The sequence below is a fragment of the Verrucomicrobiota bacterium genome (genome assembly GCA_039192515.1).
GTDB lineage: Bacteria > Verrucomicrobiota > Verrucomicrobiia > Methylacidiphilales > JBCCWR01 > JBCCWR01.
The window spans coordinates 70507-91636 of the sequence record JBCCXA010000009.1 but is presented as its reverse complement, the minus strand read 5'-3'; the positions used below and the strand labels follow the sequence as shown (position 1 = coordinate 91636).

Genomic DNA, 21130 nt, shown 5'->3' with positions numbered 1-21130 from the left:
AACAACTTCTGTATATAAAAAACAATCACCGACTTGCTCTGCCTTGCAGCGGTGATATTCTAGATGATCATGCCACGACTATTTGCTTTATTTTTCAAAAAATAAACTATGAGAGTTCTACGTCTTATTTTAGGAGATCAGCTATCTAGTCTCATACCGACTTTAAGCGGGATAGATAAACATAAAGATATTGTTCTCATGGCAGAAGTCCATGAAGAAGCTACTTATGTTACACACCATAAAAAGAAAATTATATTTACTTTTTCAGCCATGCGCCACTTTGCTGAAGAATTAAAAACCAAGGGATATCATCTTCATTACACTAAAATCGATGACCCTAAGAATTCACATTCTTTACTGGGTGAGACTAAAAGACTATTACAAAAAAGATCAGTCGATCAACTATTTGTAACGGAAGCGGGAGAATATCGCCTTACTCATGCCATGAAAACCCAATGGAGTGAAACATTAGGAATACCTGTTAAAGTTCTTCAAGACACGCGTTTTCTAGCGACTCATGAAGAGTTCCGGAACTGGGCCAGCCCTCGCAAAGAACTCATAATGGAATACTTCTACCGTGAGATGAGGAAAAAAACAGGTCTGCTCATGGAAACAAATGGAAAACCGGTGGGGGAAGCCTGGAACCTAGATAAACAAAACCGAAAACCACTAGGTAAGAAAATTAAACTCCCCGCGCGCATTAGTTTTAAACCAGACTCGACCACAAATGAGGTTATCAAAATTGTAGAAAAACTTTATGGCCATCATTTTGGAAACAGTACACCTTTTGGCTTTGCTGTAACTAGTAAACAAGCAAAAAAAGCCCTAGACGACTTCATCAGCAGGATTTTACCCAATTTTGGTGATTACCAAGATGCGATGAAAATCAACGAACCTTTTCTATTTCATAGTCTGATTTCATTCTATATTAACTCCGGTCTTTTAGATCCACTCTACGTTTGCTTTAGAGCTGAAAAAGCCTTCAAAGAAAAAAAAGCCCCCCTAAATGCGGTCGAGGGATTTATCCGTCAAATCATAGGTTGGCGCGAATATATCAGAGGAATTTACTGGTATTATATGCCAGGTTATACTGAAAAAAATGCCTTAAAGGCATCAGAGTCCCTACCGGATTTTTATTGGACCGCAGAAACGAAAATGCGATGTATGCATGAAGTCATCCGCATCACTAAAGAGGAGGCATATTCTCATCATATTCAGCGCCTGATGGTTACCGGTAATTTTGCTCTACTTGCAGGCATTAATCCTCAAGAAGTTCACCAATGGTATTTGGCGGTTTACGCTGACGCCTACGAATGGGTTGAGGCACCAAATACCATTGGCATGGCTCTCTATGCAGATGGAGGAATCGTAGGCACCAAGCCATACATAGCTAGTGGCGCTTATATCAATCGCATGTCCAATTTTTGCCCGGAGTGCCACTATAATGTCAAAGCTAGAACAGGTAAAGATGCGTGTCCCTTTAATACTCTCTATTGGCAATTCCTATTGCGTCATAAGGAAAAATTAAAAAATAACAGGCGCATGACCCTGGCCTACAAAAATTTATCAAGGCTATCCAAGGACGAAGAAAAAGAGATTCTTAGATACAAACTTCCTCGAGAGTAAAAAATTCACGAGCTCCATTTGCTTGTTTCACAAAGCGAACTATCTTCAAATTATGAAGAAAGTAAGGAAACAAGTTGTCATTCTGGGGGCAGGATTTGGAGGCTTAGCTTGTGCTAAAAGATTAGCTAATACAGATTGCGAAGTTACCATTATTGATAAAAACAATCATCACTTATTCCAACCGTTACTTTATCAAGTAGCCACTGCTGGCCTCTCGATGCCAGAAATCGCCAAACCCATACGTTCTTCCTTACCAAAAAATGAAAATATCCATGTCATTATGGACGAAGTATCTGGCATTAACCTTCATGAAAAAATCATTTTAACCCCAAATCGTACCGTCAAATATGATTATCTTGTCATAGGACTTGGGGTAGTGAATGATTATTTCGGCCACGATGAATGGGCCAAGCATACGGTCGGGCTTAAGTCGCTTGAAGAGGCTTCTAAAATTCGCAATTCTGTTTTACATGCTTATGAACGAGCGGAACTTAGCGATAACCCAAAAGAACAACAACGGTTAATGACTATGGTTGTGATAGGCGGTGGACCGACCGGCGTAGAAATGGCTGGTGCGCTTGCCGAGCTTGCTCACCATGTTTTGCCAAGGGACTTTAAAAACATCAATCCAAAAAACAGTCGTATTATTCTTGCAGAAGCTTCAGACAAAATACTTGGACAATTCAGTGAACCACTCCCATGCAAGGCAAAAGATACACTTGAAAAAATGGGAGTTGAAATGATGTTAAGCTCCCCGGTTAAAGATATCCGCCATAAAAGAGTAGAGTTTGATGATGTGGCAATCGATGCAGAAAATATTATTTGGGCTGCAGGTGTTGGAGCCCCAGCGATCACTCGCTCCTTGGATGTTCCAGTCGACCGCTCAGGAAAAATTTTAGTTAATCCCGACTGTACTCTACCAGATCATCCAGAAGTTTTTGCCATTGGTGATATTGTTAAACTCACTGATCCACTTAATCAAAAAGTTCCTGGGGTTTCTCCGGCTGCTATTCAAATGGGAAACTACGTTGCTAAGCATATCAAAAACGAAATAGATTCATCTACGCCAATGCTAGATCGTAAACCTTTTGTTTATTTTGATAAAGGATCTATGGCCACCATCGGAAGATCCGCAGCTGTCGCCAGCATAGGTAAGATCAATCTCTCTGGATTTATTGCATGGACATTATGGCTTTTTATTCACCTAGTCTTCTTAATAGGTTTTCGGAACAAAATTGCTGTTCTCGTTCAATGGGTATACTCCTATGTAAATTACAAAAGAGGCGCAAGAATTATTACCAATTTGAAAAATCCTCAGCAACTAGTCTCCGAAGATAAAATCAAATCTAAAATTACGGTTAGACACTGATATAAAGGGAATTTCTAACCTAGATTACTTAGTAGAAGTTGAAAAAATGCGCAAGCCTAAGCCACAGTGAAAAGACTCTGTGATAATTTAGGAAACAAACAACCAGACTAAGAAACTCTATGTTTCCTGGGGAACAAGATTATGCACAGGTTTTTAAGTGTCTACTGCATTATCCGGGTTAAACTTCAGCCCTTAAGGATAGTTTCTTTGGAAGCTTTCTTCCAAAAATGGAAGAATCCTTTTTTAGCGTAAGGAAAAATTCTTTGGTCCTCCTCTCTTTCAACTAAAACGAGCCTAATTTTATTTTCCAGAAATAACCTTTTAATTTGATCTAATTCATCTTTAAGTGGCCCGATATAGGCTTTCATGGTATAAACAGTCTTTAATTTATTTTGAAGCGCCCACTCTAATAACGAGCTGGGTAAAGCTGAGACCTCAAGCATATCACCAGAAACTTTGTAATGATTTTTAGCTCTATCTAAGGCATCCGTAAGAACTTGTCCCATGTAGGCTATTCGCTTTCGACTTATTCCGTACCTCTCCATTAAAGCTGAGGACTGCAAAGCTACAATCGTTGTGAATTGTTGCTTAGATAAAAGACTCTTCTCAGGTAATAAATCTTCACCATGAATCCATAGCCCGCATCGTTCATTCTCTTTCACAAAAGTATGAGAACCTTCACATGCTTGATTCTCAATGATTTGATCATCGGTTGCATTCTCCTCGATACCTTCCCGAACTTTCACATGATCAATGGCCGTATAATCCCTATTACCCAAAATTTCTGGATCACAGAATTTCTCTAAGTTAGCACGTGATATGAGATAGGCTTTACCTTTGGTCTGAAGACCTGCCACCCATCTCCATGACAGAGTATTTGAAGCAGGGTCTGCATCGAGTAAATGTCTGTAGAAGAGATCTGCTCCCAGCTGCCAAGGGAGTTTCATCGCGTGAATCCAATAGCTCGCAAACCACATTCTAGCATGGTTATGTAAATAACCAGTTGTAGTTAGCTGCTTCATAAAATAGTCCACAAAATCAGTTCCGCTTTGCGCTGATTCTATTTGCTTGGCTATTTTTAACATCTTAGAGCCTTGGCTCTTTATCTCTTGGAGCTCTTCAAGATATTTTTGCCAAATATAAGGCCTAAATTCAAGCCATCCCTTCCAATACAACCGCCAATAGACTTCTTGTATATATTTTTCGATTGCCGAGAAAGTATATGCTTCAAGAAGATGCTCAATGACCTCATACTCAAGGATTAATCTACTCCGAATTGCCGGTGATAACTTTGAGACATAGCGAAGTTCCCTATCCACATAATTCCTCTTACTAGCATACTGATTTGCAATCTGACTAAATTTCTTAAGCTGATTTAGAGATTCTTCACGATTAACAGGGAAGCACATAAAGCTTAGATCTCTAATACTCCTTGCACACGAGTAACTCGCTCACTTTTCTTTCGAGCTACACTCTTATTCACTCCAGATTTTCTACTACCATGTTTGTGAACGATTCGATCTGCCTCCCGCCTATGATTAAGATTTTTCCTTATTTGATATACTTTACTAGCTGCCTCTTTACGGGCCATTTTTTCATCGACTATGGGCAAAGGGTACCCATTCATCTTTTCTGGTAACAACCAGGGAGTGTGGATACTGACATTCGGCACACTCTCCAATTCTGGCACCCACTTGCGAATAAATGTTGCTTGCGGATCATGGTCAATCCCCTGCTTGATTGGGTTGTAAATACGAATACTGTTGATACCCGTTGTCCCTGCTTGCATCTGTGCCTGAGAATAGTGAATGCCGGGCTCATAATCCGTGAACAAACGGGCAAGATGAAGAGAGGGCTCTCTCCAATGAAGCCACAAATGATAACTCGCAAAACTCATAAGCATGGCTCGCATGCGAAAATTAATCCATCCCGTAGCCCATAATGCCCTCATACATGCATCTATCATAGGGTAACCTGTATAACCCGCCTTCCATGCTGCAAAACTAACGTCATTAAAATCAGGCTCTCTTAGCCCATCATATGCTGAGTGCATGTTCTTGAACTCAATTCGTGGTTCATCTTCAAGCTTCTGAATGAAATGGCAATGCCAACGCAGTCGCCCAGAAAATGATCTCATAGCACTAGGCCATTTTCCTTTTTCCCCTCTTGGTAATTCTTTCAATTGGGCGCTTCGACGTTCGCTGGCTTGAAACACTTCACGAATCGAGACTGTTCCAAATGCCAGATGAGCTGAAAGTCTTGAACAACTATCGAAGGCACTAAGCGGTGACGACATTTCTTTTGTATAGCCTTCCCCTCGGCTATAAAGAAATCCATTGAGCAAAGACAACGCTTCCTTGCGACCACCCTTTTGCCTCATAATGCATCCGTCTTCCTTTAAACCAAGGCAGGCAGGCGATGGAAGCGTATCCGATTTTTCATCAATTTTTTGTAGCCTCTCCATGGGCCTTACTAACTCTTTAGTCATCTGAACGCGCCAGTGAGTTGACCAACCATCACGATTCCTCAAGCGCCTAATAACACCTGTTTGTGAAGGTTCATGCCAGGGAATACCATGACTTATCGTCCAGTTTTTTACTTTTTTATCTCTATTATAAGTCCATCCATTCCAAGTTTCCTGGTGTGACCACAACTCCTGAATCGAAAGGCGTTTATTTATATCCTTGAGGACTTCGACTGCATCGCCAACCTTGATAATGAGATTCTGCCCCAATTGGCATAGCTCCTTATCTAATTCCTCGAGGCATTCCAGCAAAAATTCATAATGTCTGCAGCTAAGATCAGGTTGCCTCCATAGCTCAGGCTCTAGAATATAAAGTGGTAGTAAAACACCTCTACTTGAAGCAATCTTGAGAGCCTCATGATCATGAATTCTTAAATCTCGTTTGAACCACACAACTTGCATATCTTGGTGACGTTAGATTGAATATAATACAAATTTTCAAATATGCATGATATGTTGCCAAGCTTCTTCTAGAGCGTTTTAGAATTCATTTTAAACATCCAATTTTGCCATACCTCGGTTCAACCCAGGTATCTAGCAGATTCAAGTATTTATAGATTTTTACGCCGGATGGATCCTATGATATCCATACGGATCTCAGCATCAAGGAGCCTACAAAGATCTCTAGAAGCTTTCACGGGTGAAACCAGAGATTGACAGGTTGGATTAGGCACTGTTACCCATTCATTCACAAATGCTCCAAAAGTACAACAGTTTCAATGAAGAGGCATTCAATCACATCCTCTGAGCTTAGTTTTTAATAAACAAGCGTAGGCTAGCGATTAAACCGAGGCCACACCCATCTGGATAGAATTAGGGATATAGTTCTCAAAAAGGCAATATCTCTAGAGGACCCTATGCTTCTTGAAGTCAAGATCCCAAAAAGATCTTTACGTCTCTAAGGCATGAGCTGGGGTTAAAAAACCCGCCCTCGGACTTCCGCTGGCGGGTCAAGCTTATTCTAAAGTTGATGAATTAACAGCAAACTACTTGGCACTTATGCGAATATTATCGATGTATACATCATCCCAGTTACCGCTCGCATTACAACGGAAGCGAATAGAAGTTTGATCTGTGAGTGTGTAGTCAGCCATAACAATGGACTCGAGATAGACAGTTCCATCATCTACGAAATCGATATCATTCACGAATGCCTTGACTGTTTCATAAGTTGTTCCACCGTCGGTAGATATTTGCAACCAAAACTCTTCTGTATCTTCAAAACTTTTAACTTGGTAATCAAATTCCACTGTCAGCTCTGAGTAACTGCTTAAGTCAAGAGGCACAGTTGTGAGAACTGAGGAATTGGTGTTATCTTGTAAATTAACAACTGCCGAGCTGTTGACATACGAGCCTGATGTATTTAGTAGACAGTCTTCGCCTCCATCGATCCAGTTGCTTCCAAAACCAGCTTCGAAGTCATCAAAAATAACAAGCGTAGAACCAGGAGACTTAATGGTAAGTGTTGCTATATCCTGAGACATTGAGCCAAGGTTATCTGCGGCAACTAATGTCAGGTCATAGGTCCCTACTGCTAGTTGATTTAAACCGGGAGTTGTTTTCTGATTCCACTTGTATAACGGTACGCTGTCCTGCCCAAGAAAATTCCCATCTATATACAATTGAACATAATCAACACTTCCATCTGGATCTGATGCATCTGCCCTGATAAGGATCTTCTCGTAGTCTTCTTCAAGTTCAAGCGTTGATTTAGTCAGATCAAATCCAACCGTTGGCGGCAAGTTACCTCCAGATCCCAAGATTGTAAGAATGTCAACGGCGTCCGCAGTAGCACCTTGCTTGTCAGTTGCAACAAGCGTTAACTCATAAGTTCCCGCCGATAAACCGAGCAACTCGTCAGCATATCTACCCTCATTCCACCTGTATCTTGATTTGCTGTCTCTTCCGATAAAAAATCCATCTATAAATAATTCTACATGATCAATTTTTCCATCCGGGTCACTAGCTTTCGCTTCAATATCAATTGAGGTATACCCTTCTTCTAAGTCGAGCTCGGAAGGTTTAGGCTCAGCAAAATTTACTATCGGATCTTGGTTATCAGGCTCATTTCCTTGGTCAGCAAGCCTTTTATTTAATTGGTGCTCGTATAAGTTTTGTGGAGTGAGAATATCAGGGTCAATCACTTCGAACCACTCTCCGTTAGGATCCTTTTTCGATTTCTCATTTGAGGTTATGCCAATGATATTGATTAATTGTGACCATTTTGACCAAGGTTTATCTTTTGGATATTTGATTGAGGAGGCTGCTTTTATATTCCAGAAAGTATTCCAAGCGGCAGCTGATTTGCCAGTTCCAGGTGCACCACTGCCTCTCCATAAGAAATTTGGCTGTGTTATTTCTATTTCAGTATAAAGATTTGAGAAGGGACAATGTCCCGCCAGATCGAAATCGATTTGCACGCCTGTTCCCTTGGAAAAGACATTTCCAGAGGTTCCGCGCACAGCCAAGCTATGCATATATGAGGCATTCGCTTGAAAGTTTTTGATCAAGTTGTACCCCCCTGGCTTATCAACAAAAATTCCATTATGTCCAAAGTCTGGTCCCTTCTTACCACTGGGCGCATCATAACTAACGCCATCCAAGGTGCAAAAGCGGCCTTTGATGAGAAAAGCTTCATCCGCAAAATGAATGTGCACATTTTTGATCCACGAATCCGCTATATCCAAAAAATAAATCCCGTTCCATTCCTCTTCAAAGTGTCCATCATATTTGTCTCGTGCCATCTCTAAACGAAGATCCTTTATGCCGAATTCCGTTACAGAATAGTTGACCGTCCTGATTTTAGGAGACCAACCGATCTCGGCATTAAAAAACAAAGGTCTATCGAGCTCGATGGTATTAGCCGTTAGTGAAACTATCTCTAACATTTGCCAAGGCGCCCCCTCTAAATTTGAAATATCGTCCGGATCTCCGCCATAGAGGTGACTGACAAGATCATTGTTATTGCTGAGATCCATAGAAATTTCAATTCGCTGCCCAACCGATAAGTTCGCCGTTGAGTCAACATTAAGAAGACGGTCTCCCCGCAAGGCATCTGACGTTAGGTTTGTCAGATTAGCACTTTGCTGTCTTTCACCTTCTACCCATATAAAACCGCCTGTCCCGTGAAAGTCTCCACTAGATACCTCTCGACAACTTTTAGGGAAATAGAGAATGGATTTGTCCTTGCCCGCTCCATGCAGCACTAGGTTGGACTTGGTGATCTTTAAAATTTGAGTAATGACATAAGTCCCTTCGGGAATAAAGATGGCCCCGTTTTCAGTATCACTGATTGCATCAAGGAATGCTTGCGTGTCATCTACAACACCATCACCGATTGCTCCAAAGTCTTTTACATTAGCTACTATTGGTACCTTAGGAACGGGAACTTCTCCCTGCTTATAGCCAGCATGAGAAAAATCGGGTATGCGTGAGGTATCTGTTCTGAGCTCTCCATCGGCTCCATAAAGATCAGATGCTTGGGCTCTGACGGATTCTTGGAATAGAGATGAGATTACCAAGAGTGGAATATACTTATATATTTTCATATTATAATAACTTTTAGTATTTATGTTTGTTGTTGTTTTTATGAGTAATTTAATAAAGTCGATTTAATTACTCATTTGTTTTTCTTTGTTACAAACTTAATACTGATAAACCAGATTAAATCATAATTGCTATAAACTAGCTGCAAGTCAACATTTTAATTAATGAAATACTGGATACCCATGATGTGTAAGGACCTTAATGTCTGCACGAAGCCCTGGCTAACCCTGGCCTCACGAGAGGTAGAACGGTGAAGAGATATAACCTTTGGATACATCCTCGTCGACAATTTTCGCTTGGGGGTTCTAACTTTTGTTTATCACCTTGTTAACAACCCAGCGTTAGAAAAATTATTTAACCCGAATGATACAATAGAAGTTAGACGAGGTGTTTAAAGTTTTGGGTTTCAAGAAAAAGGGAGTCGACAAGAATATATCAATCGCATCGTCTGAGCTTAGCTCCTATAAGCAAGCAAAGGCGAAGCGATTAAGCACGGAGCGCCCATCCTAATAGAGTAGGAATATCGGTCTCAATAGATGATACCTCTAGGAAAACCTATGTTTCTTAAGGCCAAGATCTTGCACGAATCTTAAAGTGTCTATGGCATCATCATTCGGGATGAAGTTTTTCCAGCTACTGCTTGTGTCCACTGGTGCCACTTCTGCTGCATGGCTTTGAGTTTATCCGGTATCGCAATAGATAGATCATTCATTTCATTGCGATCCCTGGAGAAATGATAAAGCTCCCATTTTTTGTCACAAAAGAGAGCTTTTACATTTGCTTGACAAATGGCGCCACCCCCTTGCTATTTCCAGTATAGAGGTTCTTTACGAGTAATTGACTTACCTTGCAGCGTAGGAAGCAAACTAATACCTTGCATAGGTGTAGTAGACTTACCCTTACGAGTTTCTGCATAAGTGGCCCCAGTTAATTTGAACAACGTGAACATGATATCAATAAAGTGTGCAGGCTCACAGTATATACTACCAGGCTTATTGACTTTACCAGACCAACTCATAATAAAAGGGATATTCATACCGCCTTCGTGGCTATAATTCTTCCACTTTCTGAGTGAGGTATTTTGCACCGTTGACCATGATTGACTAACAGCCTCCTAACTAGCTATCGTCGCAAAATTATCGAGACGCGTAGAACTGAACTGTCCGCGGACATCCTTCGGGCAACCACCATATTTCGATGCAAAAAGGAAAAGTGTGTTCTCTAGTTTTTGTTGCTTCTGGAGCTTTGCTGGGATACACCCGAAATTTTGATCGATGCAATCAACCATAGCAGCATAAATCTCCATGCGTCTTTTTTCTTTCTCTAATTCAACACCCTTGAGTTCTGCCCAAGCACCATCACCCAAGCTGGTAGCGGGACCTTATCAGGATCTATGAGACCCATTTCGATCATACACTCATAGCGTGTTTTTTGTATGGGTTATAACCCTTATCATATTTGCCTTTGTATTTAGCTATATCTTTGGGCCAAGCATGTAAGGGGTAATGTAGTGTCGTATAGGCCAAGTAAAAAAAGGTTTTTGCGCTAATTCTTTTTCGTCTAGCCATTCTAATGTCTTATTTGTAAAAGCATCTGTATGGTAAAAGTTGCTACAACTATCCCCCCAAACCATAATAATGATCAAATCCACGATCGTGTAGATTCTCTTTGCCGTGATGCTTACCGGAAGCAAAAGTTCGATAAGCAGCTGTTTTTAATACTTCACCGAGAGTGACTGCATTTTTAATATCAAGAGACTTTTCATCTATTCCACATTGTTGAGCATAAACACCCGTCAATAAACAGGCACGCGAAGGCATGCACTTGGCCGTATTACACATCTGCGTGAAACGAATACCTTGTGCAGCTAATAAATCTATATGGGGCGTCTTTATTTCACCACCATGGCATCCAAGATCCGCATACCCCATGTCGTCTACTAAAACAAAAATGATATTTGACTGTACTTGTTCAATTTTACTCTGAACAGGTGGACTCACCACATCTAAATGATCAGCAGCTAAAAGAGAGCCAAATCAAATAGTAGAAAGTATAAAAGCGCCGCACTTCGTCTTAATTGTCATGGGCTACAAGAAATGTTATAACGAATTCTTTTGCAGCTACAATGCCGCCAGATAGCACTTAGCCGACCCGCTTTCTTGATTATCATTTGTGTTTAGGAGATTAAAAAGCAAGGAACCCATTACTTGTTTTTGTCTTTCGACTTATAGTTAGGTACCACCGATGAATCCCATTTCTTTAATGCTGATAAATACTCTTTTGATAACTCAGGGTGTTGATCAGCAACATTCTTTGACTCACTTTTATCCTTGTAGATATCGTAGAGCTGAAACTCTCCTTTGTTCAGATGTGCTTTCCATTGCTTGTGCCTGAGAGTTGACCATCCTGGCCTATCATTCCAATAATGATATTTTTGCCTTTGCACGGGCTCAGCAAGCCATGCTCCACTTAAGTCTTCTCCATCAAGATCCCCAGGCACCTGGGCTCCTGCAAATACTGCGAGTGTAGGCATCAAGTCCACACCTGTGAAGATAGTAGTGGGATCGACCTTCCCTGGTTTGATTTTCTTAGGCCAGCGGACAATAAAAGGAACATGCGTGCCGCCATCATAAAGGGAGACTTTTCTGTTTCTGTAAGGACCAGCGGAACCAACATTATTCAAAAGAGTCGGCGTTTCTTTATAGCGTTTTGGTAAACCAGCTTTCTTGAAAATTGGTGCTGGGCCGTTATCACTAGAAAAGATGACAATTGTATTATCCTTCAAATCTAATTCCTTGAGCTTTTCTAATAAACGTCCAATTTCACTATCCAAAAAAGTGACATCTGAGCAATAGGCCCTCATGGCATCTTGAACAGAACCGTGTTGGGCAATAAATTCCAGAAATTCTTTCTGCAGAGGATTTTCAAAATCATCTATAGATACCTCAAGATCTTTATAGACCTCTAGCATCTCAGGAGTCGGGTCAATGTAAGAATGAGTTGGAAATAGCCAAACGTTTACAAAGAAGGGAACATCTTTCTTCCTTGTAATAAAGTCGATGCTCAAATCGATGTATCTCGACGTTGTCATTTCTCGCCAGTGTGGTTGCTTACGCTCTTCAGGTGTCCATCCTCCGTTCTTGGGATTGCCATTAGAAATAAATGACTCTTCAAAACCATACATATCAGGAGTTGGGTCCGTCTTTCCCCTTCCACTCATATGCCACTTACCATAGTGAGCTGTGGTGTACCCTGCATCTTTTAACACGCTGGCCAACGTGGGTTTGTTATAATCTAGCTCATGATCTGATTGAAAATAACGCGCCGGGAAGTACCCCCCCATTATGGCTGCTCGGGATGGCGCACACCAAGCACTTGACATATAACCTTGTTCAAAAAACAAGCCTTCCGCTGCCAGACGGTCAATATTTGGTGATTTAATATAGGGATGTCCGGTCATACCCAAATCACCATAGCCAAGATCATCCGTTAATATCAAAATGATGTTAGGTTGCTCAGCAAAAGCTGCATGAAACATCGTCAATAAAGACATGATGATGGCCTGGATCTTCAGTATTTTTCTATTCATATTTAGTATTTTTGTTTAGTTTCTCAATTTAAATTCACCTATTCTGGAGGTGATTATTTATCATTTCTTCTTTAGTGCTCCCTATGTACTAATCATCTGTCGATAGAGAAACAACCTAGCGTGTCGATGCTTTTATGCTCAAAATATAATATAGTCATGAAGCGATAACGGCCCATTGGTATTCATTTGATCAATCCGCCTAAATTAGTTTACAAAAACACTTAATGTTGCGCAGTTAACATTTTAATCTAGTTTCAAGTCCTAGAAGGTGTCAAGACATCCCCTCACTCATTTTATTCCTCTCTGATAGAAATTTATTTCAAAGTCAAAAAATAAATACCTTGCCTTCAGGCCGCCTGATAGACTCAGTGTATCTACCCTAATCCTGAAATTGATAGTTCTCTTCTCCTGGACGAGCTCTTTCAACCGCAGAGAGAATTTTATAGACCGCGGGGGTTACAAACAAGGTGACACTTGTTGAAATAAGCATGCCAAATATAACAGCAGTTGCCATTGGGGAACGCGTTTCGGAGCCCGCACCTAAACCCAGAAAAATGGGTATGGCGGCACCTATGGTGGCAACAGTTGTCATAAGGATAGGGCGCAGGCGTATGGTCCCTGCCTGGTAGATAGCATCCCTAACAGAAAGATTTTCCTCAACCCTCAAACGATTGGTGAATTCCACCAGCATAATGGAATTCTTCGTCGAGATTCCTACGAGCAGAATAATTCCAATACTAGAGAACAGATTGATAGATTGCCCCATGATCCATAGACCAAAAAATGCTCCCAAGCCGGCGGGAACCAGTGCGACAAGAATCGCGATGGGGTGAAGAAAGCTATTAAACTGAGAAGCCAGCACCATGTAAGATAAAATGATTGCCAGAAGCAGTGAAAATTTAAGGTTGTCGAATGCCTCTGCAAAAGCCTCAGAACCCCCCTCTAGATGAACGCTGTAGCTCTCATCTAATGTTTCCCTACTGATTCTTAAAGCTTCATTAATAGCCTCCGCTTGGGATTTGCCTTCGGCAACATTTCCAAAAATAGATACAGCCCGTTGCTGGTTTATTCTGGATACCTGTTGCACGGTTGATTTCACTTCGGTGCGAACTACATCGGAAAGCGGAATAAGTTCTCCGTATAAAGTTCTGATTTGTAAGTCGTTGATAGATTCTGGAGATAGGCGTTGATCCTTTTCCAATCGAATCCGAACATCATAACGCTCTCCTCCACTGGTGAACTTACCCTCACGAACACCTCCAAGTGCCGCTCTGATGGTCTCGCCTATGTTTTGCATAGACACACCTCTTGCTGCAGCTGCCTGCCTGTCGGGAATAATACGAAGCTCAGGCATATCAATGCGAAAGTCCGTATCTAACCCGACTACCAAGCCGGTTTTATTCAGGCTTTCGATAATCTCCCGCGCTTTGTTTTGCAAGACACCGTAATCGGGCCCACGAATATTAAATGCAATGGGGTAATTCCTTCCCTGAGTAAGTCCTCTGATCTGTTGGTCGGGAACAATGGTAAAAAAATTCTCAATGCTTGCGAGCTCATCGCGAGCTTTCTTCATGATCACTTGTTGTGATGGACGTTCGTCTGGTGGGACAAGGTTGACAGTAGAGAAACTTTCATTGGTCAAATTATTGAAACCTCCGGCAGAAGCAAACCAGCTGTCTATGGTTTCCTCCTCTTTAAACCACTTCTGTAACTGAAATATTTTTTCTTCAGTAAAATCTAGAGATGAACCTACCGGGGTTCGGCCAAGGATCAGGAAAAAACCTTGATCCTGAGGAGGAACATATTCCTTAGGTAGTTTATTAAATAGCAGGTAAGCCAAAGGAATGCTCAACAACGCCATGCCAATGACAATCCATGGATAATGAACGGGAATGTGGAGCAGGGTTTTGTAGAGATCGCGCAGCCTATCTAACAAGGTCGTTACAGGCTTATAGAAAAAGACGGTACCCTCTCTTCTCGACATGAGAGCTGCACAGCGCATCGGGGTCAAAGTGAGTGCCTCGACTGTGGAAAGCAGAACGGCTGCCGACATGGTAATCCCGAATTGAAAAAAGAACTTCCCGATAACCCCTTCCATGAAGGCCACAGGCAGAAATATAGAAACCAAGACCACAGTGGTGGCGATGGCCGCAAAGAAGACCTGGTTGGCCCCATCACGTGCGGCCTGCACTTTGTTCTTGCCCATGTGAAAATGACGTACGATGTTTTCCAGTACCATAATGGCATCGTCCACCACAATACCAACCGCTAATGCCAAAGCCAGTAAGCTGAAGAGATTCAAGGTAAAACCGGCAAAATACATAATAATAAATGTTCCAAGAATGGAAGTAGGAATGGCCAGCCCCACATTCATAGCGGAGCGAAGTGAGCCAAGAAAAAAGTAACAGATTAAAGCAGTTAGCAAGCCGGCGACTAGCAATTCCCTTTTGCTATCGCGAAGCGTATCTTCGACGAATTTGGAAAAGTCGGCGTTGATCTGAAAATAAATATCGTCAGGCAATTCCTTGTCCAACTCCTCAACCAAAGCGCGAACCGCACGAGCTATTTCTACCTGATTAGCTCCCCGTTGTTTTTTTATACCAATGCTTAATCCCTGAACACCTGAAATATAAGATCTGCGTCTAATATCGGATAGTCCATCCTCGACACGCGCGACATCCTTGATGCGGATAGCTGTATCATAAATGGGCTGACTGCCCCTTTGGGTGATAAGGATATTTCCAATATCCTCCGGACTAAACTCCTCACCCATAGTGCGGACATTAAATTCCTGGCGTTTGTTATCAATATAACCAGCGGCGATTTCCGAATGTTCTGATCTTACGGCATTGACTATATCTTGCACGGTCAGTTCATATTTCTTAAGCAAGTTGTTATCCATCCATATGCGTAGGGAAGGTTCAACGAAGCCACCCAGAATAACTTCTCCAACCCCAGGAATGATCTCGAATCTGTTTGTCAAAGACTGATCGGCTAAACGAATGAGTTCCATGATGGGACGTTCGCTGGCAACTCCAACCCAAAGAATAGCTTGATCTTCAGGATTGCGTTTCCTAAGCCTGGGTGGGTCCATGTCAAGGGGGTAATCGTTGTCACTGACAGCTGCCTGCACTTCTTGTAGCGCAGCGTCAACGTTTCGGTTGATATCAAAATCGAGTTTGATGTTTGCGGCACCTTGACGCATAGTTGATGTGATTTTCTTTAGTCCCTCAATCTGCACCACCTCCTCTTCAATCTGATCGACTATCTCTGATTCAATAAGTTCGGGTGCAGCTCCTTCCCAGGTTACCACTACCTCAATAACTGGAAAATCAACATCGGGCATTTGACTGATACCCAGGCGTAGAAGACCAATAGCGCCAAAAACAATTAGAGCAGACATGAACATCCAGGCAAAGACAGGTCGGCGGATACTAAATTCAGAAAGGGTCATGCCAGAGATTAGTTCTGTTGGGGCTGAAAGGGGATTTCCCCGGCGGCAATGTGAAGCGCGTTGAGATTAGATTTCATGAGGTAGCCTGTTACAGCAAAGCGGCGATTGACCTCCTCGTAGCGAATAAGTGCATTTAGTACATCTAGATTGCTGGCTCTGCCTAGCTGATAATCATTTTTTTGCGCGGCAAGGCTTTCTTTTGCCACCTGGACAGCTTCCCGCAACTGGATCATCTGGCGAGCTGTCGCTGTGAAGTTGGAATAAGCTAGGCGAATATCGTATTCTGCCAGCCGCCTCAATTGGCTCAAGGATAGTTGAGAAGAGCGAGACTGTGACTTACTTTCGGACAGATCAGCAGCTCTTAGCCCACCGTCGAAGATAGGCAGCTCTGCTGTGAAAAACATATTCCATTCTTCAGAACGTTCGGGGTCCTCCAATGCCAGCCAGTTAAAACGGAAATCTATGGAGGGCCAGAAAGCGGCTCGGCTTGCAGATACCTCCTTTTGCGAAGCGAAGACTCTTTCTTCCTGAGCTTGAATATCTGGGCGAACACCAATTTTTACAAGATATTCGGCCAACTCCCCAGCTTGTTGGCCATTTTTATCATCAATCAAGATGAAGGAACTTGCTGGCCGGCCAAGTAAGAAAGCCATAAGCTCCTTGCTAGCACTAAGCAACCCCCTTACCTGCTGTATAACTGCTTTGTTATCGGCATACTCGGTGCGTGCAGCCAAGAGTTCGCTTTCTCTCGACCTACCCAGTTCCACGCGCTCAGAAAGTTCATTAGTCCGATCCAACAAAGCCCGGTCAAGCTCGTAAAGGATCTCTAGATCTCTCCGCTGAGTTAGTATTTGATAATACAAATCACTCGTATCCAAAAAAAGTGTTTGCTGATCCCGTTTATAATCGGATTGTGAAGCACGTTGGTTGGCTTCTAGAGCACCCAGAACATGGTAGTCCCTGAACCCTCGAAAAATAGACTGGCTAACCTGGAGCTGCGTATCGAATCGATAACGTCCTCCCCCGCTACTAGAGAAGCCTGATCCACCATCATCAAAACTTGAGCCGCCACTGGATAGATTTCTGATACGCTCCCGGAAGACCAGACTGATTTCAGGTAATACCGCGCTCAATGCCTGACTGTAGGCAATTTCTGTCTGCCTAATAGCTTCCTTGCTAAGAGCAAGGGCTTCGCTCCTGGCAAGGGCCCTTTGATAACATTCACCTATACCAAGCTTTAGAGTAGAGGAGGTACTAGTCGACTTTTTCTCTTTGGAATAAGTTGGAGGTAAAATACCAAGAAATATACCCAGCACAAAAAATGCAGTCTTTTGATATGCCCAACAGCTATTAAATTTCATGGAGCTTCGAATCTATCCGTGCTGCTACTTCTCGGCAATGGATTTTCTACCTTACTTTTGTCACTAGATATACAAAAGTAGGCAATCCTATTGCTCGCCAATTCAAATTCTACTTATTTGAAAATTATTTAGATACCCGCAGAAAGTCGACAAAGATTCATCTCAAGGTGATACTTCTAGGAGCCTCTATCTTTTTTGGAAACAACATCCTGTCTAGATCTTTAAGTTTCTTGGACCATTCGGGCTAAATAGACTTATCTCCTTCTCCTCCGTGACAATGATCATTTAGCCACTAGACGGCTTGACTTAGAGCACCCTATTCGCAAACAAACCCGTTACTAGCTATGGCACCTATTTCTAATCAAACATCTCCCTGAAACTTACTTTCATAATGATTGTGTTTCAGCCCGTATTCTTTTTCTCTTAAAACCCATGGAGCTCTTTCATTTTTCCTCTGATCGCGGTCAATCCGAGTTGAAATCCCTGCTAATTTTTAACAATTCACTGGATAATCCTTTTATGATCTCACAAGATAGACGAATAATAAGTGCAGATTCGATCTAGTGTCGTAATCTCAAAAATGTTTTATTACTACAAACTACAATAATCACTATGAAAAATTTAAGCATCTATTTAACTCTGATAAGCGCATGGATGATTGCTACAAGTGTAGCTAAAGGTCCTAATATGATCGTCATTATAGTTGATGATATGGGCTATTCTGATATCGGCTGCTTCGGTAGCGAGATCAGCACACCCCATATAGATCAAATGGCCAAGGAAGGGTTGGTCTTCACAAATTTTACCAATGCCGCTAAATGTACTCCCAGTCGAACAAGTTTGATGACCGGGTTGTACATGTCTGAACAGAATAAAAAACCATTCATTACTATCCCCCAGGCGCTCAGTCACTATGGCTATGATAGCTACGCCGTTGGCAAATGGCATATCGCTATTAAAGAACCTTTGGGCATGGGCTTTAAGAAGTTCTACGGATTTTTACCTGGAGCCACCAATTTTTTCACCGTGCAGGCCGCTAATAGGGGAGAATCCGTTCTCCAAGAAAATGAAACCATGCTCACGCCTGATGAAGACTTTTATTGCACGACAGCCTTTACTGACAAGGCCATTGAATACATCTATCAACGCAACAAGGAAAAGCCGTTTTTCTTATACCTGGCCTACAATGCACCTCATTACCCTTTGCAAGCGCCTAAAGAAGAAGTGATGAAGTATCGAGGAAAATACAAAGAAGGTTGGACAAAACTCCGGACCCAACGTTTTGCAGGCCTAAAAGCTAAAGGCATCATACCAAAGGATGCTAAACTTTCTGATTCGGAGATCCAAACAGAGCCTATCAGTAAAAGAGAAAATCTAGATTGGGACACACTCACTGATGAACAAAAGGATTTTCAGGATCTACGCATGGCCACCTATGCAGCCATGATAGATATGGTAGATCAAGATATTGGGCGCCTCATAGCTAAGCTCAAATCTGAGGCCATCTATGAGAACACCTGTATCATTTTTCTTAGCGATAATGGTGCCTGCCCCTTTGAACGAACACATACTGAAACGAGAAAAAACAAATACATGCCCTGGGACCCCAGATCCTTTTACTGCTATAACGAAGCCTGGGCCAATGCCTGTAACACTCCTTGGCGTAGGTATAAACAAAACCAACATGAAGGAGGTATTGCTACGCCCGTCATCGTGCACTGGCCCGTAGGTGTAAAGAACCCTGGGCGAGTAGATTCTGAACGGGCGCATATCACCGATATTCATCCGACGCTTTTTGAATTAGCCGGTGGGGAACAACCCCAAACCTTTGAAGCAAATGAAATTCCACCGACTCGGGGCATCAGTTTTGCTCCCACTATTTTCAATCGGGAGCGAGAAAAACATAAGGAAATCTACTACCGGTACAGCCAATACTCTGCCCTTTGGCAATCGGGCATGAAGCTAGTTAACAATGAAAAACTCTATGACATCAGGCTAGATCGCATTGAAGAAAACGACCTCAGTCAAAAATTCCCTGAACGCTTTGAAGCGATGAAAAAACGCTGGCTTGAATTAGATCAGAACATCCGCGGCAAAAAGAAAGGGAAATCCTCAGACAAAACAAAGAAAAAGAAGAACGATGCGCAGTAAGGATCTATGAGATCCTATCACTGCGTTATCAGCGTTAAACTTACAGCGTTAATTTGCTATCTCCCAGCATGGGGTAGACCATCCTCATCGACATCTACAAATGCATCATAAAGATGTGCGCTACCTGCTAAATTACCATTCTTACTCTCCTCATTGAGGCCCTCAATTAAAAGAATACCTCCACCGCTTGGACGAGTGCTGGTGGAGTTTACCCTTAAATTTTAGCCCTTAAACTCACGTCTTCTTCAGGTTCATGCTGCAACACTTGTGCGGTGTACTGCCGGCTCGTTTAAGCCGGATGATGTAATAGAAATTGAACGAGATGCGTAAAGCTTAACCTACAAGGAAAAGAGAGTTGCCGAAGATATATCAAAAGGTGATACCTCTAGGAGACTCTATGTTTCTTGAGGTAACAAGATGTTGCGTAGATCTTTAAGTCTCTACTGCATCATTCAGACTTAAGGCGCAGAATTATTTTTAATGTAAACTCCTACCTGGAAAGGTTAGCTCTGCCACTCCAGACTTATCTAATTGTCCTAAGCCCATTTCTACCATTTTTTGATATTGACTCAAAGTAGCTTTTGCCAATGGCAGCTGCAGTGATTTGCTTTTGGCCAGCTCGAGGGCTATTCCAGAATCTTTAGCCGCATGTTCAGCCGAGAAATAACAATCGTGATCTTTATTCAACATATCCTCGGCATCTGTTTCAAGCACCCTGGAATTTGCACCCGTCTGACTAAAAACCTCGCACAGCATTTTCAAATCAAGACCTAATGCATCAGCTAGACCAAGTCCTTCTGCTAAAGCAGCAGTATTCATATTCATCACCATATTCACTAGGGCTTTGACCTCAGCTGCCTTACCCGCTTCTCCTACATAGCGTAAATTTTTGCTTAAATCATCCAAAAGGCTTCTCACCCCATTAAAAGTACGTTCATCTCCACCAATCATTAGATAAAGCTCACCATTTCTTGCTTGAGGAATACTTGAGGCCATACAAACCTCTAAGGTCTCCGCACCAACCTCCTTAGCCACCGTTTCTAATTTTCTATGAATCTCAGGGGAAAGTGTCGCACAATTGAGAAACAAGGTGCCCTCTGCGTTCTGCAAGAGATTATCCTTTCCTAAGAAAATTTCCTCCATGGCCTTGTCATTTGTCACCACCGTAAAAACAATATCAGAGCATCCTGTTACTTCAGATAAACTTGAGCATGCTTTTACTCCAAGTTCCTCGCCTAACTTTTCAGCTAAATCCTCGGCTACATCATATACGCCCGATAAAATATATCCTCTGTCACACAAATGACGCGCGATGTTGGCTCCCATCCGCCCGAGTCCTACAAAGCTAATCCTTTTATTTTTCATAATGACTACTACTTACATAAAATATCCTTACTGTCACGCCACTGCAGATAGTCATCTATCTTGGCTGCATTCCTAAATATCAGATAACCACAGACTCCTATCTTTGCAGAAATAGCGACAAAGATGTAAGCACTGAAATTGGAAA

Annotated in this window: 14 protein-coding genes; 3 read left to right on the top strand and 11 right to left on the bottom strand. The window is 42.1% G+C overall.

Annotated features, from left to right (window positions below; all coding sequences use genetic code 11):
- Positions 1–108 precede the first annotated feature (108 nt).
- Both AAGA18_05905 and AAGA18_05900 read left to right on the top strand, forming a co-directional pair.
- Positions 109–1626: a cryptochrome/photolyase family protein gene (locus AAGA18_05905; GenBank protein MEM9444871.1), complete on the top strand. Its 1518-nt coding sequence runs from the start codon at positions 109–111 to the stop codon at positions 1624–1626.
- A 52-nt stretch (positions 1627–1678) separates the two neighbouring features.
- A complete protein-coding gene (locus tag AAGA18_05900) occupies positions 1679–2995 on the top strand; it encodes an NAD(P)/FAD-dependent oxidoreductase (GenBank protein MEM9444870.1) in 1317 nt (438 codons plus the stop codon).
- A gap of 185 nt (positions 2996–3180) precedes the next feature.
- On the opposite strand, the gene AAGA18_05895 is transcribed toward AAGA18_05900, so the two are convergent.
- The 10 genes from AAGA18_05895 to AAGA18_05850 form a co-directional block, all read right to left on the bottom strand.
- The gene (locus AAGA18_05895) at positions 3181–4314 is read right to left on the bottom strand and encodes an FAD-binding domain-containing protein (GenBank protein MEM9444869.1); all 1134 of its coding nucleotides are present in this window, start codon (positions 4312–4314) and stop codon (positions 3181–3183) included.
- Between the two features lie 95 nt (positions 4315–4409).
- On the bottom strand, positions 4410–5921 hold the full coding sequence (locus AAGA18_05890; protein MEM9444868.1) for an FAD-binding domain-containing protein: 1512 nt from the start codon (positions 5919–5921) through the stop codon (positions 4410–4412).
- 584 nt (positions 5922–6505) lie between these two features.
- A complete protein-coding gene (locus AAGA18_05885; protein MEM9444867.1) occupies positions 6506–9067 on the bottom strand; it encodes an Ig-like domain-containing protein in 2562 nt (853 codons plus the stop codon).
- 803 nt (positions 9068–9870) lie between these two features.
- Positions 9871–10101 (bottom strand): hypothetical protein, encoded by a 231-nt coding sequence (locus tag AAGA18_05880; GenBank protein MEM9444866.1) that lies wholly within the window; start codon positions 10099–10101, stop codon positions 9871–9873.
- Between the two features lie 78 nt (positions 10102–10179).
- Positions 10180–10431, bottom strand: coding sequence for a hypothetical protein (locus AAGA18_05875; protein MEM9444865.1), 252 nt, complete (start codon positions 10429–10431; stop codon positions 10180–10182).
- A gap of 43 nt (positions 10432–10474) precedes the next feature.
- Positions 10475–10633 (bottom strand): hypothetical protein, encoded by a 159-nt coding sequence (locus tag AAGA18_05870; GenBank protein ID MEM9444864.1) that lies wholly within the window; start codon positions 10631–10633, stop codon positions 10475–10477.
- Between the two features lie 48 nt (positions 10634–10681).
- Positions 10682–11065, bottom strand: a complete 384-nt coding sequence (locus AAGA18_05865) for a sulfatase-like hydrolase/transferase (protein MEM9444863.1) — start codon at positions 11063–11065, stop codon at positions 10682–10684.
- Positions 11066–11268: 203 nt separating this feature from the next.
- The gene (locus AAGA18_05860) at positions 11269–12654 is read right to left on the bottom strand and encodes a sulfatase-like hydrolase/transferase (GenBank protein MEM9444862.1); all 1386 of its coding nucleotides are present in this window, start codon (positions 12652–12654) and stop codon (positions 11269–11271) included.
- 379 nt (positions 12655–13033) lie between these two features.
- Positions 13034–16108 carry an efflux RND transporter permease subunit gene (locus AAGA18_05855; protein MEM9444861.1) on the bottom strand — a complete coding sequence of 1025 codons (3075 nt, stop codon included), beginning with the start codon at positions 16106–16108 and terminating at the stop codon, positions 13034–13036.
- Between the two features lie 8 nt (positions 16109–16116).
- A complete protein-coding gene (locus AAGA18_05850; protein ID MEM9444860.1) occupies positions 16117–17469 on the bottom strand; it encodes a TolC family protein in 1353 nt (450 codons plus the stop codon).
- Between the two features lie 612 nt (positions 17470–18081).
- Here AAGA18_05850 and AAGA18_05845 point away from each other — a divergent pair.
- Entirely contained in the window at positions 18082–19620 is a 1539-nt protein-coding gene (locus tag AAGA18_05845) for an arylsulfatase (GenBank protein ID MEM9444859.1), read from the top strand.
- Between the two features lie 477 nt (positions 19621–20097).
- Here AAGA18_05845 and AAGA18_05840 read toward each other — a convergent pair whose 3' ends face one another.
- Positions 20098–20985: an NAD(P)-dependent oxidoreductase gene (locus AAGA18_05840; GenBank protein MEM9444858.1), complete on the bottom strand. Its 888-nt coding sequence runs from the start codon at positions 20983–20985 to the stop codon at positions 20098–20100.
- Positions 20986–21130 lie beyond the last annotated feature (145 nt).